Source organism: Frateuria soli (genome assembly GCF_021117385.1).
GTDB lineage: Bacteria > Pseudomonadota > Gammaproteobacteria > Xanthomonadales > Rhodanobacteraceae > Frateuria_A > Frateuria_A soli.
Genome location: NZ_CP088252.1, coordinates 352144 through 368174 on the forward strand (window position 1 = coordinate 352144; position 16031 = coordinate 368174).

Consider the following 16031-nt stretch of genomic DNA (forward strand, 5'->3'; position numbering starts at 1 on the left):
GCAGGAACTTGCGAGGGGTTGCGCTCAGATTCCTGTCTGATGCCCCAGATTTGCCCGCGCCGCGTTCTCCGGGATGTGCTTGTGGCGGAACAGGATCACGAACAGCACCGCCACCACCAGCGCGTAGCCGGCGAAGCTCAGCCAGATGCCGTGCCACTGCAGCGCGCCGTCCGGCGCGGTGAAGAAGCGCTCGATCACCAGGCCGCTGATGGAGCTGCCCAGCACCGCGCCCACGCCGTTGGTCATCAGCATGAACAGGCCCTGCGCGCTGGCGCGGATCTTCGGATCGGCCTGGCCCTCGACGAACAGCGAGCCGGAGATGTTGAAGAAGTCGAACGCCATGCCGTAGACGATGTTCGACAGGATGATCATCCACAAGAGCTCCGCCGGGTTGCCGTAGGCGAACAGGCCGAAGCGCAGCACCCACGCGATCATGCTGATCAGCATCACCTTCTTGATGCCGAAGCGCTTGAGGAAAAACGGAATGGCGAGGATGAACAGCGTTTCGGACATCTGCGAGATCGACAGCACGATGTTCGGATAACGCACCGTCAGCAGGCCCTTGTATGCGTCGACCTTGCCGAAGTCGTGCAGGAAGGTGTCGCCGTAGGCATTGGTCAGCTGCAGCGCGGCACCCAGCGCCATCGCGAACAGGAAGAACACCGCCATCTTGTAGTTCTTGAACAGCGCGAACGAGCGCAGGCCCAGCACGTCGACCATCGAGCTGTGGCGGGTGTCGCGCGGCGGACAGCGCGGCAGCGAGAACGAGTACAGACCCAGCAGCACGGCGGCGATGCCGGCAATGTGGAACTGCTCGGGCGAGGTCTCGATGTGCAGCAGGCTGATCGCCCACATCGCCACGATGAACCCGACCGTGCCCCACACGCGGATCGGCGGATACACCTTGACGATGTCCACGCCCTCGGTCTTGAGCGCGTTGTAGGCCACCGTGATGGAGAGCGCGATGGTCGGCATGTAGAAGCACATGTTGACCAGCATCACCCAGAACAGCGTGGCCGGATTGTCAATCGTGGGCACGATGAACAGCATCACCGCGCCGCCGAGGTGCAGCACGCCGTACAGGCGCTCGGCGTTGATCCACTTGTCCGCGATGATGCCGGTGATCGCCGGCATGAACAGCGAGGCGATGCCCATGGTGGAGAAGATCGCGCCGAACTCGGCGCCGCCCCAGTGGCGGGTCTGGAACCAGTAGGCGCCGATGGTGGTGAGCCACGAACCCCACACGAAGAACTGCAGGAAGTTCATCACGATCAGACGCAGCTTGATGTTCATGGTGCAAAGTTCCGCATGTGCCTTTCCCCTGCAAAAGCCGCGGACGAGCGCCCTGGCTGCAAAGTCCGGCAGGTTAGAGAAAGGGATGCGGGCGGGCAAGGCTGGGCGCGGAGCGCCGGAGGTCGTGGCGATCGCCAGGGACGCGCTGTGGCCGGTGCCTGCAGGGGCGGGGGCCGGCGGCCTACACTTCCACGCCCGCCCTGCGGATCCGGATCGTGCATCTGTTCCTCACCATCGCCGTCGTCCATCTGGTCGCGCTGCTCAGCCCCGGCCCGGATTTCTTCTTCGTGTCGCAGACGGCCGTCAGCCGCTCCCGCAAGCAGGCGCTGTTCGGCGTGCTGGGCATCACCCTCGGGATCACGCTGTGGTCGGCGCTGGCGTTGCTCGGCATGCAGCTGGTGCTGCACCGGCTGGCGTGGCTGCAGCAGGTGGTCGCCATCGCCGGTGGCCTGTACCTGACGTGGATGGGGCTGCGCATGTTGCGTGGCGTGCTCGTGCACGCACCGGCGGAGCATGGCGGGGCGACGGCCACGCCCGGTGGCGAGCTGGCCACCCTGCGCGCGGGGCTGCTGACCAACCTGGCCAATCCCAAGGTAGTGGTCTACTTCGGCAGCGTGTTCTCGGCGTTCCTCGGCGACCGCGTGGATGCAGCCACGCGTTGGGGCCTGTGGGGGCTGATCGTGGCCGAGACGTTCATCTGGTTCGCGCTGGTGGCCGCGTTCTTCGCGTTGCCGGCGATGCGTCGGGCCTACCTGCGGCTGGCGCGGTGGATCGATGGCCTCGCCGGCGCGGTGTTCATCGCCTTCGGTCTGCACCTGGTCTTCGCCCGTCGCGGTTGACCCGGCATGACCCTCTGCAGGAGCCCGCTTGCGGGCGATGTTCGTGGCCCGGACAGATGAAAGCATCGCCCGCAAGCGGGCTCCTACCGGGGGCGACCGAGGGCGAGGTCGACGTGTTCGCGCAACACCGGCAGCAGTTCTTCCGCAAACCACGCGTTGCGCCGGGTCCAGACCTGGTTGCGCGGGCTCGGGTGCGGCAGCGGCAGCACGCCGCCGGCCAGGTGTGTGCGCCAGTCGCGCACGGTGTCGGTGAGGTTCGCGCCCGCCCGCGTGCCGAGCAGGCCGACCTGCGCGTAGCGGCCGATCGCCAGGGTCAGTTCCACCTGTTCCAGCAGCGGCAACAGCCGCGGATGCCAGGTTGGCGCGCATTCGCGCCGCGGTGGCAGGTCGGCGCCGTGCGCGCTGCCTGGAAAACAGAAACCCATCGGCACGATCGCCACCCGTGCCGCGTCGTAGAACGCGGGCTTGTCCAGGCCGAGCCAGTCGCGCAGGCGGTCGCCGCTCACGTCATCGAAGGGCACGCCGCTCGCATGTACCTTGCGCCCGGGTGCCTGGCTGACGATCAGCAGGCGCGCGGTGGCCGAGGCTTGCAGGACCGGACGCACGCCGTGGGGCAGGTGTGCGGCGCAGAGCTGGCAGGCGCGGATTTCGGCAAGCAGGCGTTCTAACGGCGGGCGGGGCATGGCACAGGCTGGAATGAAACCCGCACATGGTAACGCCGGCTCGCCGCCGCCGGCCTGCATCAGGGCAACAGCTTGCCCGGATTGAGGATGCCGGCCGGATCGAAGGCGCGCTTCACCTCGCGCATCAGTTGCAAGGTGGATGGCGGCAGCGCCAGTGGCATGAACTCGCGCTTGGCCAGGCCGATGCCGTGTTCGCCCGACAAGGTGCCTTCCAGTTCGATCACCAGCGCGAAGATCTCGGCCAGGCAGGCGCGCGCGCGCTCGCGCTCGGCGGCGTCGCGCGGCAACAGGTTGACGTGAAGGTTGCCGTTGCCGGCATGGCCGAAACTGACCACGAGCACGTCGTGCTTCGCCGCGAGCCGTCCGATCCCCTGCACCAGCTCGGGCAGGCGGCTGACCGGGACCACCACGTCCTCGTTGATCTTGTCCGGCGCGATCGTGCGCTGCGCTGGCGAGAGCGCCTTGCGCGCGGCCCACAGTCGCTCGGCCTCCTCGACGGTAGCGGCCGTGTGCAGGGTCTCCATGCCGTCGCCGCGCGCGGCGGCCGAGACGGCGGCGACGGCGGCATCCAGCGTTTCCGGTTCCCCATCGACCTCGATCATCAGCAGCGCGCCGGCCAGCGGCACCTCGTTGCCGGCGTGCGCGTGGGCGAGCTTCAGTGCCGTCTCGTCGACGAACTCCAGCGCGCAGGGCGTCACCGGCTGGCCCATGATGCGTGCCACCGCCTGCGCGGCTGCGCCGACGTCGCGATAGGTCGCGCGCAACGTGCGGATGGCCGAAGGGCGGGGCGTGAGCCTGAGCGTGGCTTCGGTGACCAGCGCCAGCGTGCCTTCCGAGCCGATCAGCAGCCGGGTCAGGTCGTAGCCGGTGGCGCCCTTGCTGGTGTAGGTGCCACAGCGGAAGCCTTCGCCCGTACCGGCGACGGCGCGCAGGCCCAGCGTGTTCTCGCGCGGCGTGCCGTACTTGACCGCGCGCGGGCCGGCGGCATTGCAGGCGAGGTTGCCGCCGATGCTGCACCAGGGCGAGGAGCTCGGGTCCGGCGGCCAGAACAGGCCGTGCGGCGCCAGCGCGCGCTGCAGGTCGCCGTTGAGCACGCCCGGCTCGACCACTGCCAGCCGGTTGGCCGGGTCGATGCGCAGGATGCGGTTCATGCGCTCGAAGCTCGCCACCACGCCGCCTTCGACCGGCACCGTGGCGCCAGTGGTGTTGCTGCCGCGTCCGCGCGCGGTGAGCGGCACGCGATGCTCGCGGCAGGCGCGCACCAGCGCTTCGACCTGGGCGTGTTCCGTCGGGAACACCACGGCGTCCGGCTGCGCGTTGAGGCGCGAGTTGTCGTAGGCGTACGCCAGCCGCTCGGCCGAGCCGGTGTGGACGGCGTCGGCGAAGATCGAGCGAAGCGCGGTCAGGAAAGATGGGGGTAGGGGCATGGCTCTTGGCTCTTGGCTCCCTCTCTCCCGGCTATGCCGGGGGAGAGGGTTGGGGAGAGGGGGAGGCCTTTGGTTGAAGCAGCGAAATTAGCGCAATCCCGCGCCTTGCCTCTCTCCCCTCCAGGAAGGGGGGCGGGTTGGGAGCGGTGCAAGCAGTGAATCGGGTTGGTGTGGCCCGAATAAGCAAGGGCCTCCCCCTCTCCCCAGCCCTCTCCCCCGGCATAGCCGGGGGAGAGGGATCGGTCACTCGGCCTCGAACGCGCCCTTCAACCAGTGCATCCTCGCCTCGTTCGCCGGGCCGTCGTAGCTCACCACATCGAAGCGGCAGGGGCGGCTGGCATGCTGGGCGTGCGCCGCCAGCCACAACTGCGCGGTGCGGATCAGTTTTTCCTGCTTGGACCGCGTGACCGACGCCGCCGCATCGCCATGGCCGGCGCGCACGCGATAGCGCACTTCGACGAACACCACCGTGTCGCCGTCGCGCATCACCAGGTCCAGCTCGCCGTGGCGCGTGTTGTAGTTGCGCGCCAGTGGCTTCAGGCCGGCGCGCTCCAGCTCGCGGCAGGCGCGCTGTTCGAAGGCCTCGCCCGCCGCGCGCATCAGTGGCCGGCGGGCGGAAGGGTGGTCGAGGCGGCGGGCGGCACGCCGGTGGACGTCGCGGGGATCGGCGTGCGGGTCCCTTCGTCCACCGGCGGGGCGGACGAGGGCACGTCGTCCATCTGCAGGCTGCCGGTCAGCGGCCGGGCAAGACCATCCTGGAAGCGCGCCCATACAAGCACGCGGCGGATGCGGCCGAACTGGTCGGCGGCAAGCTGGCCGCTGGCGCCGGGCAGGTAGCTGCCGGGGTGGTCGCGCAGCCAGTCGAGGTAGGGCACCAGGTTCCATGCGTCCATGCCGAAGGCGAACAGCCGCGCCGAGGTGCCGCGCGCGGCGGGCAACCGGGAGGCGATCGCGTCATGGCTGGGCAGGCCGGGCTGGGCGTCGAACAGCCAGGGCGCGTCGGAGAACTCCACGCCGTCGAGGTCGCGGTTGGCGGCCGCGTCATCCACGCCCGCATAGATATGCGAGGTGGCGAACACCGGCAGTCCCACGTGCGCGACGTGCAATTGCGGCAGCAGCAGGCGGGCCTGCTCCGGACGCATGCTTATGAAGATGCCGGTGTCGCCGGTCGGCACCGGCGCGGGCGGGGCTTCCACGCTGCCGGCGGCGGCGGGCACCGAGGCGGCTTGCGCCGGTTCGGTCCCGGCCAGCGGCGTGGCCGTCGTGGGCATGTTCAGGCCGGCGATCGCGCTGGCGTAGTTCACCTTGCCCGGCGGCAGCATGGCCATCCCGGCGACGTGGCCGCCCCGTGCCTCGAACTCGGCCTTGAAGGCGCCCGCGGCGCGCTGGGCGAAGTCGTCGTCGGACACCATCACATAGGCGCCGTGGATGCCGCGTTCGACCATGTGGTCGGCCGCTTGCGCGCCCTCGGTCTCCGGCAGCAGGCCGAACTCGGTGGCGCCGGAGGCGGGCAGGCTCTTGTCGTCCGGGTGGTTGAGCGCGAGCAACGGCACCGGCAGCTGCGCCTGGCCGAACACCGCGGCGACCTCGGTGCGGGTCAGCGGACCGACGATCAGCTGCGCGCCATCACGGGCGGCCTGCTGGTACGCCTTGATCGCGCTGTCGGCGCTGCCTCCACTGTCGTATACGCGCACGTTGGCGCGCGGCGCGTGGGTGCGGGCGGCATCGGCGTAGCCGGCGAAGAAACCCTGGCGGACGGCGCCGCTGGCGCTGGCGAAGTTGCCACCCAGCGGCAGCAGCAGCGCCACGTTCGCGGGCATGCGGTAGCCCTCGCGCACGTTCGCATCCGCGCCCGGCAACATGGTGCCGACCGGCTGTTCGAGATCCGGCTGCGGCTGCGCCACCGGCACGCCGAGCCGGGTCAGCGCCTCGTTGACCCACGGCAGCATGCGGTCGCCGGCCTGCATGGCGGTGCCGCGGCGCTTGAGCGGTTCGACGCCCAGGCGGCCGAGCAGGTCGAGGATCTGCTTGCGGTTCTGCGTATGGTCCAGGCCTTCAAGCTGGGGGTCCATCTGCACGCGCGTGCGTGCGGCGCCCCACAGGTCGCCGCTGGCTTCCATGGCGCGCGCGCGCAGTTCGAGCAGGCGCAGTTCGAGCGTCGGCGGCACCGGCGTCGGCTGGGTGGTCAGTTGCAGCGCGGTATGCGCGTCACGCCGTGCGAGCGCCAGTTCCGCGCGGAGGAGATCGTAGCGGGCAGCATCCTCGCCCCGCAGACGGGGGCGGCGCACCTGGTCGAGCAGCGGAGCGGCCTGTTCGAGCGCGCCTTCCTCGCGGTACACCTCGGCCGCCAGGATGTTGTAGTGGTCGCTGTCGCCGGTCTGCCGGCCCAGGTCGAGATAGGCCTGGATCGCCTGGTCGAACTGTCCCTGGCTGGCGAGCTGTCCGGCGTGCTGCGCGGCGGCCAGTTCCTGCGGTGAGCGGGTCACCTTGGTCGGCACGCAGGCGGCCAGGCCTATGGCGATCAGCAGGCCGAGGCCGGCGGCGCGGAGCAGTCGCATGGAGTGTCCCTTGGTCGTGGTCGACATGGTGAGCGATCATAGCCGATCGTGTCGCGAGCCCTTTGCGCACCGCCCCGGAGTTTCCATGCCTACTGTCCAGCCCGGCAGCCTGTCGGTGGTCGCCACGCCGATCGGCCATCGCGACGACATCTCCGCGCGTGCGATTGCCACGCTGCGTGGCGCCGACGTGATCGCGGCGGAGGACACGCGCCACAGTCGTCCGCTGTTGCTCCACTACAACGTCGACGTGCCGCTGGTGGCGCTGCACGAGCACAACGAGCGCGACGTGGTGGATGGGCTGGTGCGACGGATGCTGGACGGGCAGTCGGTGGCGCTGATCTCCGACGCGGGTACGCCGCTGGTAAGCGACCCCGGTTTCCGGCTGGTGCGCGCGGCGCGCGCGGCGGGCATCCGTTGCGTGCCGATTCCCGGCGCCTGCGCGGCGATCGCGGCGCTGTCGGTGGCGGGGCTGCCGAGCGACCGCTTCGTTTTCGAGGGCTTCCTGCCACCCAAGGCGGCCGCACGGCGCAGCCGGCTGCGGGAACTGGCCGGCGAGCCGCGCACGCTCATTTTCTACGAGTCCTCCCATCGCGTGGCCGAGAGCCTGGCCGACATGCGCGAAGTGTTCGGCGGTGCGCGCGAGGCGGTGCTGGCGCGTGAGCTGACCAAGCTGTTCGAGACGGTGATCGGCGAGCCGTTGGAGGAGCTTGCTGCGCGCGTGGCGGGCGATCCGGACCAGCAGCGCGGCGAGTGCGTGATCCTGGTGGCCGGTCGCGGCGAGGAGGCGGACACGCGGCTGGCCGAAGGGCAGCGCGTGTTTGCCTTGTTGCGCGAAGAGATGGCGCCCGCCAAGGCAGCCAAGCTTGCCGCAGCGATCACCGGTGCGCCGAGAAAGGCCCTCTATCAGATGTAGGAGCGCACCTGTGCGCGACCGTCATGTCCGATGGGGGTCGCGGTCGCGCACAGGTGCGCTCCTACAGTGGGGTAGCTTTTCCAATCCCCGATCCCGTCTCCCGGGCGGTACAATGGTCGCGGAGTCGGCCGGACAGTCGCGTCGCATCGCAAGTGCGTCGAGGAAAGTCCGGGCTCCACAGGGCAGGGTGCCAGGTAACGCCTGGGCAGCGCGAGCTGACGGCCAGTGCAACAGAGAGCAGACCGCCGATGGCCCCGCGAGGGGATCAGGCAAGGGTGAAAGGGTGCGGTAAGAGCGCACCGCGTGCGGGGCCAACGCCGCACGGCACGGTAAACCCCACCCGGAGCAAGACCGAATAGGGGAACGATAACGCGGCCCGCGTTGTTCCCGGGTAGGTCGCTGGAGCCAGGCGGCGACGCCTGGCCGAGAGGAATGACTGTCGCGCCGCAAGGCGTACAGAACCCGGCTTACAGGCCGGCTCCGCCTCTTGCGGCGGCGCGCTCCGGCGCGCTGCCAGGGAAGGGCCGGGGTGGCGCGGAGGATTCGCCACCCCGGCCCTTTTTCGTGTGGCCCTGGCTTGGCGGGGCCTTGGGCGCGACCGTGGGTCGTGGTGGCGGCAGGCGCATGGATGACGATCGCGCCCGGCGACGCTCCTGCAGGGGCTGGGGCCTGAACGGCAAGTTCATGTCCGGTCTGCCTGGGCCGGAAAGCGGCCGTGACCTGCCTCACAAGCGGTTTGGAAAACTCCCCTGCTTTCAAGCACCTTGCGGACCTTCCTCCCAAATGGCTGGAAATACGTCCACACTTCCGCCTTTCTCTTTGATTCGCAAGCAAAATTCCCTTGACGTCTCAAAAGGCGAGACGTATCGTGGGACCCTGTGTGAAATCGTGGGAATCAGTGGAGTCCACGCAGGTGTTCCAGGGCGAGACCGCCATCACCGTTGACGACAAGGGCCGACTGGCCATTCCGACCTCGTATCGGGAACTGGTCGCGGGCGAGTGCGCCAATCGTCTGGTGGTCACCTACAGCCCGTTCGAAATGGGTTGCCTGTGGATCTACCCCTACGCCGAGTGGGAAACGGTGCGCGACCAGGTCAATGCGCTGCCGATGGTCAAGGCGTCCCACCGCAACCTGCAGATGAAGCTGGTGGGTGCGGCGACCGTGGTCGAGCCGGACGGCGCTTCGCGCATCCTGCTGCCGGCCAGCCAGCGCGGCGCCGCCGGCATCGAGAAGAAGGCGGTACTGCTGGGCATGGGCAACAAGTTCGAGTTGTGGAGCGAGCAGGCCCATCTGGCCAAGATCCGCCAGACCCTCGGCGAAGACGACATCACTGACGACATGGCGGACCTGCGCCTCTGAGGCGCGGGATCCGGTGCGGGAATTTCGACGGGCGGGAGGTGCGGCGTGGCCGAGTTGCGGCACATCCCGGTGATGCTGGGCGAAGCGGTGGAGGGCCTTGCCGTGCAGGCAGGCGGGCGGTATCTGGATGGCACCTTCGGGCGCGGCGGTCACGCACGCGCGGTGTTGTCGCGCCTGGGGCCCGACGGGCGGCTGCTGCTCATGGATCGCGATCCGGCCGCCATCGCCGCCGCGCGCGAGGCCTTCGCGGGCGATGCGCGCGTGTCGATCCGGCATGGCAATTTTGCCGAGCTGGCCGAATGGGACGAAACCGCCGCCGGTCTCGACGGCGTGCTGCTCGACCTTGGCGTCTCGTCACCGCAACTGGACGAGGCCGCGCGCGGCTTCAGCTTCATGGCCGATGCGCCGCTGGACATGCGCATGGACACCACGCAGGGCGAGAGCGCCGCGCAGTTCCTCGCCCGCGCCGACGAGCACGAGATCGCCGACGTGCTGTGGACCTTCGGCGAGGAGCGCTTCAGTCGGAAGATCGCCCGTGCCATCGTGGCGCGCCGCGCCGAGGCGCCGATCGCGCGCACCGGCGAGTTGGCCGCGCTGATCGAGCGCACCATCGGCCGCCGCGAGCCGGGCAAGCACCCGGCCACGCGCAGCTTCCAGGCCCTGCGCATCCGCGTGAACGGCGAGCTCGAGTCCGTGCAGCGTGGCCTCGAGGCGGCGCTCGAACGGCTCAAGGTCGGCGGGCGGCTTTCGGTGATCAGCTTCCACTCCCTGGAGGATCGGGCGGTCAAGCAGTTCATCCGCGACCATTCCGGCCGCGTCCAGGGTAGCCGTCGCGGTCCGCCGGTGGCCGCGAAGCCGGCGCGGCTGGCCGCGGTGGGCAAGCCGCGCTTCCCCTCCGACGAGGAGCTGGCGGTCAATCCGCGCGCCCGCTCGGCGGTGCTGCGCGTGGCGGAGAAACTCGCATGAAGGCGCTCGGCGGTGCGGCGCTCGTGATCCTGCTGCTGGCCGTGCTGGTCAGCGCGATCGGCGTGGTATGGACGCGCCACGAGAGCCGCGTGCTGTTCGTCGAACTGACCCGCCTGCAGAACCAGCGCGACGAACTCAACGTCGAATATGGCCGGCTCGAACTGGAACAGGCCACCTGGGCCGAGCCGCGACGCATCGACCAGGAGGCCCGCAGCAAACTGGGCATGGTCACGCCCAGGCCGCAAGACATCCAGCTGGTGCGTCGATGAGCCCGCGCCGACCCATTCCCCAGCCTGCCGCCGGCCGTCGCCGTGGCGCCGGCCCGAGCCCGCGCCGACGGATGTTGCTGGTGGTCGGCGTGCTGTCGCTCGCCTCACTGGGCCTGGTCGCGCGCGCGTTCGACCTGCAGGTGCTGCGCAAACAGTTCTACCAGGAGCAGGGCGACGCGCGCTTCCTGCGCGAGGTGAAGATCCCGGTGTCGCGCGGCACCATCTTCGACCGCAACGGCGAGCCCCTTGCGGTGTCCACGCCCGTGATGTCGGTATGGGCCAATCCGCCGCAGGTGCTGGAGAGCGCCGACCGCATCCCGGACCTGGCCGCCGCACTCGGTGTCGATGCGGGCGAGTTGAAGGAGCGCCTGGCCCAGCGCGCCGACCGCGAATTCGTCTACCTGCGCCGGCAGATGCCGCCGGAAGCCGCCCAGGCCGTGCTCGACCTGGACATCCCGGGCGTCAACGCACAGCGCGAATACCGCCGCTACTACCCGTCGGGCGAAGTGACCGCGCACGTGCTCGGCTTCACCAATATCGACGATCACGGCCAGGAAGGGCTCGAGCTTGCGTTCGACGACTGGTTGTCCGGCCAGCCCGGCGCCAAGCGGGTGATCCGCGACCGCATGGGGCGCGTGGTGGAAGACGTCGAACAGGTGCGCGAGCCCAAGCCGGGCAAGAACCTCACGCTCAGCATCGACCGGCGCATCCAGTTCCTCGCCTACAACGAACTGAAGAACGCGTTGACCGAGTTCAATGCGGCCTCCGGCTCGATGGTGATCCTGGACGTACCGACCGGCGAAGTGCTGGCGATGGTCAACCTGCCCACCTACAACCCCAATTCGCTGGCCGGCAGCAAGTTCTCCGACCGGCGCAATCGTGCCGTCACCGACCTGGTCGAGCCGGGCTCGACGATCAAGCCGATCCTGATGGCCGCAGCGCTGTCCAGCGGCAAGTACACGCCGACCAGTCCGCTGATCGACACCACCGGCGGCCACTGGTATTTCCAGGGCCACGACATCCACGACACGCACAACTACGGCCTGCTCACGCCCACCGGCGTGATCACCAAGTCCAGCAACGTCGGCGCCGCGCATATCGCCATGACGCTCGACACGGCGCTCATGTACAACACCTACCGCGCGTTCGGCTTCGGCAACAGCACCAACAGCGGTTTTCCGGGCGAGTCCTCCGGGCTGCTGCGGATCGGCCGTGACTGGCGCCCGCTGGAACAGGCGATCATGGGCTACGGCTACGGCCTCAACGTGACGCCGCTGCAGCTTGCCAATGCCTACGCCACGCTGGGCGACCACGGCGTCATGCATTCGCCGAGCTTCATCAAGGGGGCCGACAACGAGCCCAAGGCGATCGTCTCCCGGCAAGTCGCCGACGAGATCGTGCGGATGATGGAGACGGTGACCGCCCCGGGTGGTACCGCCACCACCGCGCGCATTGCCAACTACATCGTGGCGGGCAAGACCGGCACGGCGCACAAGGCCAATGCCGGCGGCTATTCGCGGACCAACTACACGGCCGCGTTCGCCGGCATGGTGCCGGCGAGCAACCCGAGGCTGGTCGGCGTGGTCATCATCGACGATCCGCAGAAGCGCAGCTACTACGGCGGCATGGTGTCCGCGCCGGTATTCGCGCGCGTCATGGAGGGCGCGCTGCGCCTGCTCGACGTGCCGCCGGACAACATCGGCCGCTGGTATGCGGGCGGGCCCCTGATGAGCCCGACCGGACTGGCCGGCAGCAAGCCGCCCACCGATCCGCCGATCGACGACGCGCCCGTCGAGGAGGAGCCGTGAACACGCGCCTCCTCGCCCCCTTGCTGGATGGCTTCGCCGACGCGGGTGCGCTCGGCGATCTTCGTATTTGCGGCCTCGGTCTGGACTCGCGCCAGGTGCGCTCCGGCGAAGCCTTCGTCGCGCTGCGCGGCACGCGCACGCACGGCATCGCCTTTGCCGCCGAAGCGGTGGCGCGCGGCGCCGCGCTGGTGCTCGCCGAGGCGCCGGCGGTGGCGGGTTTCACGCCCGGCGTGCCGGTGCTGTGGATCGACGACCTGCATGCGCGCCTGGGCGAGATCGCCGCACGCTACTACGACCATCCCTCGCGCGCGCTGCGTGTGGTCGGCGTCACCGGCACCAACGGCAAGACCTCGACCGTGCAACTGATCACCCAGGCGCTGTCGCGGCTGGGTCACGCGGCGGCGAGCATCGGCACGCTCGGCGCGGGTCTGTACGGAGCGCTGGACGAGGGCGAGCGCACCACGCCGGATGCGATCAGCGTGCAGCGCCTGCTGGCGCGCTTCCGCGACCAGGGTGCGACGCACGTGGCGATGGAAGTGTCCTCGCACGCGCTCGAGCAGGGTCGCGTGGGCGCGGTGGCTTTCGAGGTGGCAGCCTTCACCAACCTTACCCGCGACCACCTCGACTACCACGGCACGATGGAAGCCTACGGTGCGGCCAAGGCCCGGCTGTTCGCCTGGCCGGGACTGAAAGCGGCGGCAATCAATGTGGACGATCCGTTCGGCCGCAGCCTGGCCGACCGCCTGCCGGCCGGTGTGCGCGCGCTGCGCACCAGCATGGCGGGCACCGCCGACGTCAGTGCCAAGGCCATCGTGACCTCCGCCGAGGGCCTGGCCTTCGAGCTCGATACGCCGTGGGGTGCGCACGCGGTCCGCAGCGGGCTGCTCGGACGCTTCAACGTGGCCAATCTGCTCGCCGTGGTGGCCTGCCTGGGCGCGCTCGGCGAACCGTTCGCGCGCATCGTCGAGGCGGTGGAATCGCTCACGCCCGTCAACGGCCGCATGAGCCGCCTCGGCGGCGATGGCCGCCACCCGCTGGTGGTGGTCGATTACGCGCACACGCCCGACGCGCTGGAGCAGGCGCTCACCGCGCTGCGCGCGCACTGCGCCGGTCGGCTGGTCTGCGTGTTCGGCTGCGGCGGCGAGCGCGATGCGGGAAAGCGCCCGCAGATGGGCGCGATCGCCGAGCGCCTGGCCGACGTGGCGATCATCACCGACGACAACCCGCGGGGCGAAGACGGCGATGCCATCGTGGCGCAGATCCGCGCCGGAATGCAGCGCGCGGCCACGGTCGAGCGCGACCGCGCTGCCGCCATCGGCATGGCCATCGCCGGTGCCGGCGCGGACGACGTCGTGCTGATCGCCGGCAAGGGCCACGAAACCTACCAGGAAGGCGCGGCAGGCAAGCGCCCGTTCGACGACCTCGCAACGGCCCGTGCTGCTCTTGGGCAACCGGCCAGGGAGACCCACGCATGATGCGCCTCTCCGAAATCGCGGTATGGACCCATGGCCGCCTGCTGGGCCCCGACCTGCAGGTGGAAGGGGTGGCGATCGACACCCGCCGGCTGCGCCCGGGCGAACTGTTCGTGGCGATCAGGGGCGAGCGCGTCGACGGACACGACTTCGTGCGGGACGCGGCCCTGCGTGGCGCCTCGGCGGCGCTGGTCACGCGCCGCGTCGACGTCGACCTGCCGCAGGTGCTGGTCAACGACACCCAGGCCGCGCTCGGCGACCTGGCCAGCGCCGTGCGCGCGCAGCGCAACGTGCGCGTGGTCGGCATCACCGGCTCCAACGGCAAGACCACGGTCAAGACGCTGACGGCGTCGATCCTGTCGCGCCATGGCCGCACCCACGTCAACGCAGGCAACTACAACAACGAGCTGGGCCTGCCGCTGACCCTGCTGGCGATGCCGGCCGACAGCGAATACGCGGTGCTCGAGATGGGCGCGGGCAAGCCGGGCGACATTGCCTATCTCGCCGCCATCGCCCGGCCCGATATCGGCCTCGTCAACACCATCGCGCCGGCGCACCTTGAGCGGATGGGCAGCCTGGAGGGCGTGGCCGAGACCAAGGGCGCGCTGTACCAGGCGCTGCCAGCCGACGGCGTGGCGATCATCAACGCCGACGATGCCTTTGCCGGCTTCTTCGAAGGACTGGCCGGTTCGCGGGCGACGCTGCACTTCGGTCTCGGAGGCAACGTCGACGTGGGCGCGACGATCCTGGAGCAGCGCGTGGACGGCTCGCGCTTCGTGCTTCGCACGCCCGCAGGCGAGGCCGAGGTGGCGTTGCCGCTGGCCGGCCGCCACAACATCGCCAATGCGCTGGCCGCGGCCGCGATCGCGCTGGCGCTGGACGTGCCGCTGGCGACCATCGTCGCCGGCCTGTTGCACGTGCCGGGCGTGGCCGGCCGGTTGCGCAGCGAGGCGATGCCCGGCGGCTGGACGCTGATCGACGACAGCTACAACGCCAATCCCGGCTCGGTCGGCGCGGCGATCGACACGCTGGCGCTGGCTACCGGCGAGCGCTGGCTGGTGCTCGGCGACATGGCCGAGCTCGGCGCCGACGCGCGCGCGCTGCACGAAGGTATCGGCGCGCGCGCGAAAGCGGCCGGCATCGACCGGCTGTTCGCGGTCGGGCCGCTGAGCGCCGGCGCGGCCAAGGCGTTCGGCACGGGCAGCGAGCACCACCCCGACAAGGCTGCGCTGGCCGCGTCGCTGGCGAACCAGCTGCATGCGGGCGTCACCTGCCTGGTCAAGGGCTCGCGCTCGGCCGGCATGGAGCAGATCGTGTCCTCACTCAAAGAACAATTCCACGCCCCCGGAGGCCCCGTCGATGCTGCTTGAGCTGGCCGACTGGATGGCGCGGCATTTCACTGCCCTGCACCTGTTCCAGTACATCACCTTCCGCACGATCATGGCCGCGCTCACCGCGCTGGCGATGTCGCTGCTGTTCGGGCCGGGCCTGATCATGCGGCTGGCGGCGCTCAAGGCCGGGCAGGTGGTGCGCAGCGACGGTCCGCAGACGCATCTGGTCAAGGCCGGTACGCCGACGATGGGCGGGGTAATGATCCTGCTGGCGATCGCCATCGCCACGCTGCTCTGGGCCGACCTGCACAACCGCTACGTGTGGATCGTGCTGGCGGTGCTGATCGCCTTCGGCGTGATCGGCTTCTACGACGACTACAAGAAGCTGGTGCTCAAGGACAGCCGCGGCCTGGCCTCGCGCTGGAAGTATTTCTGGCAGTCGGTGTTCGGGCTGGCGGCGGCGCTGTTCCTCTACAAGACCGCGCAGCTGCCGGCCGAGACCGCGCTGTACGTGCCGCTGTTCAAGCAGGTGGCGTTGCCGCTGGGCGTGCTGTTCGTAGTGGTCGCCTATTTCATGGTGGTCGGCTTCTCCAACGCGGTGAACCTCACCGATGGGCTGGACGGACTGGCGATCATGCCCTCGGTGCTGGTTTCCGGCGCGCTGGGCGTGTTCGCCTACCTGGCCGGCAACAAGGTGTTTTCCGAATACCTGGGCATTCCCTCGATCCCCGGCGCGGGCGAGCTGTCGATTTTCTGCGGCGCACTGGCCGGCGCGGGCCTGGGCTTCCTGTGGTTCAACACTTATCCCGCGCAGGTGTTCATGGGCGACGTCGGCGCGCTCGCGATCGGCGCGGCGCTGGCCTGCGTGGCGGTGATCGTGCGCCAGGAGATCGTGCTGATCGTGATGGGCGGCGTGTTCGTGCTGGAGACGGTCTCGGTGATGCTGCAGGTGGCCAGCTTCAAGCTGACCGGCAAGCGCATCTTCCGCATGGCGCCGATCCACCACCACTTCGAACTCAAGGGCTGGCCCGAGCCGCGGGTGATCGTGCGCTTCTGGATCATCAGCGTCGTGCTGGTGCTGATCGGCCTCGCCACGTTGAAGGTGCGCTGAC

General features: G+C 69.7%; 14 protein-coding genes and 1 other RNA gene. 10 read left to right on the forward strand and 5 right to left on the reverse strand.

Features of this window, described 5'->3' with window-relative positions:
* Positions 1-24: 24 nt before the first annotated feature.
* Complete coding sequence (locus LQ771_RS01505) at positions 25-1293, reverse strand: nucleoside permease (protein ID WP_231350655.1); 1269 nt, start codon at positions 1291-1293, stop codon at positions 25-27.
* 215 nt (positions 1294-1508) lie between these two features.
* Between LQ771_RS01505 and LQ771_RS01510 the strand changes: the two genes are divergently transcribed.
* Entirely contained in the window at positions 1509-2132 is a 624-nt protein-coding gene (locus LQ771_RS01510) for a LysE family transporter (RefSeq protein WP_343213524.1), read from the forward strand.
* A gap of 83 nt (positions 2133-2215) precedes the next feature.
* On the opposite strand, the gene LQ771_RS01515 is transcribed toward LQ771_RS01510, so the two are convergent.
* From LQ771_RS01515 to LQ771_RS01530, 4 genes are all read right to left on the reverse strand, one after another.
* The gene (locus tag LQ771_RS01515) at positions 2216-2815 is read right to left on the reverse strand and encodes a uracil-DNA glycosylase family protein (protein ID WP_231350656.1); all 600 of its coding nucleotides are present in this window, start codon (positions 2813-2815) and stop codon (positions 2216-2218) included.
* 59 nt (positions 2816-2874) lie between these two features.
* Positions 2875-4242, reverse strand: coding sequence for an FAD-binding oxidoreductase (locus LQ771_RS01520; protein ID WP_231350657.1), 1368 nt, complete (start codon positions 4240-4242; stop codon positions 2875-2877).
* A gap of 243 nt (positions 4243-4485) precedes the next feature.
* On the reverse strand, positions 4486-4842 hold the full coding sequence (locus LQ771_RS01525) for a YraN family protein (protein WP_231350658.1): 357 nt from the start codon (positions 4840-4842) through the stop codon (positions 4486-4488).
* A complete protein-coding gene (locus LQ771_RS01530; protein ID WP_231350659.1) occupies positions 4842-6800 on the reverse strand; it encodes a penicillin-binding protein activator in 1959 nt (652 codons plus the stop codon). Before LQ771_RS01530 ends, LQ771_RS01525 begins: the two co-directional genes overlap by 1 nt.
* 85 nt (positions 6801-6885) lie before the next feature.
* On the opposite strand from LQ771_RS01530, the gene rsmI reads away from it, so the two are divergent.
* The 9 genes from rsmI (at position 6886) to mraY (ending at position 16030) form a co-directional block, all read left to right on the forward strand.
* The gene (gene rsmI, locus LQ771_RS01535) at positions 6886-7713 is read left to right on the forward strand and encodes a 16S rRNA (cytidine(1402)-2'-O)-methyltransferase (protein WP_231350660.1); all 828 of its coding nucleotides are present in this window, start codon (positions 6886-6888) and stop codon (positions 7711-7713) included.
* Between the two features lie 120 nt (positions 7714-7833).
* Positions 7834-8199, forward strand: an RNA gene (gene rnpB, locus LQ771_RS01540) — RNase P RNA component class A.
* A 427-nt stretch (positions 8200-8626) separates the two neighbouring features.
* The gene (gene mraZ, locus LQ771_RS01545; RefSeq protein WP_231351820.1) at positions 8627-9073 is read left to right on the forward strand and encodes a division/cell wall cluster transcriptional repressor MraZ; all 447 of its coding nucleotides are present in this window, start codon (positions 8627-8629) and stop codon (positions 9071-9073) included.
* Positions 9074-9118: 45 nt separating this feature from the next.
* Entirely contained in the window at positions 9119-10039 is a 921-nt protein-coding gene (gene rsmH / locus LQ771_RS01550; RefSeq protein WP_231350661.1) for a 16S rRNA (cytosine(1402)-N(4))-methyltransferase RsmH, read from the forward strand.
* The gene (gene ftsL, locus LQ771_RS01555; protein ID WP_209617127.1) at positions 10036-10308 is read left to right on the forward strand and encodes a cell division protein FtsL; all 273 of its coding nucleotides are present in this window, start codon (positions 10036-10038) and stop codon (positions 10306-10308) included. The genes rsmH and ftsL overlap by 4 nt, the downstream gene beginning before the upstream one ends.
* A complete protein-coding gene (locus LQ771_RS01560; RefSeq protein WP_231350662.1) occupies positions 10305-12116 on the forward strand; it encodes a peptidoglycan D,D-transpeptidase FtsI family protein in 1812 nt (603 codons plus the stop codon). Before ftsL ends, LQ771_RS01560 begins: the two co-directional genes overlap by 4 nt.
* A complete protein-coding gene (locus tag LQ771_RS01565) occupies positions 12113-13591 on the forward strand; it encodes a UDP-N-acetylmuramoyl-L-alanyl-D-glutamate--2,6-diaminopimelate ligase (RefSeq protein ID WP_231350663.1) in 1479 nt (492 codons plus the stop codon). The genes LQ771_RS01560 and LQ771_RS01565 overlap by 4 nt, the downstream gene beginning before the upstream one ends.
* The gene (locus LQ771_RS01570) at positions 13588-14958 is read left to right on the forward strand and encodes a UDP-N-acetylmuramoyl-tripeptide--D-alanyl-D-alanine ligase (RefSeq protein WP_231350664.1); all 1371 of its coding nucleotides are present in this window, start codon (positions 13588-13590) and stop codon (positions 14956-14958) included. Before LQ771_RS01565 ends, LQ771_RS01570 begins: the two co-directional genes overlap by 4 nt.
* Positions 14948-16030: a phospho-N-acetylmuramoyl-pentapeptide-transferase gene (gene mraY, locus LQ771_RS01575; RefSeq protein ID WP_231350665.1), complete on the forward strand. Its 1083-nt coding sequence runs from the start codon at positions 14948-14950 to the stop codon at positions 16028-16030. Before LQ771_RS01570 ends, mraY begins: the two co-directional genes overlap by 11 nt.
* Position 16031: the final 1 nt, after the last annotated feature.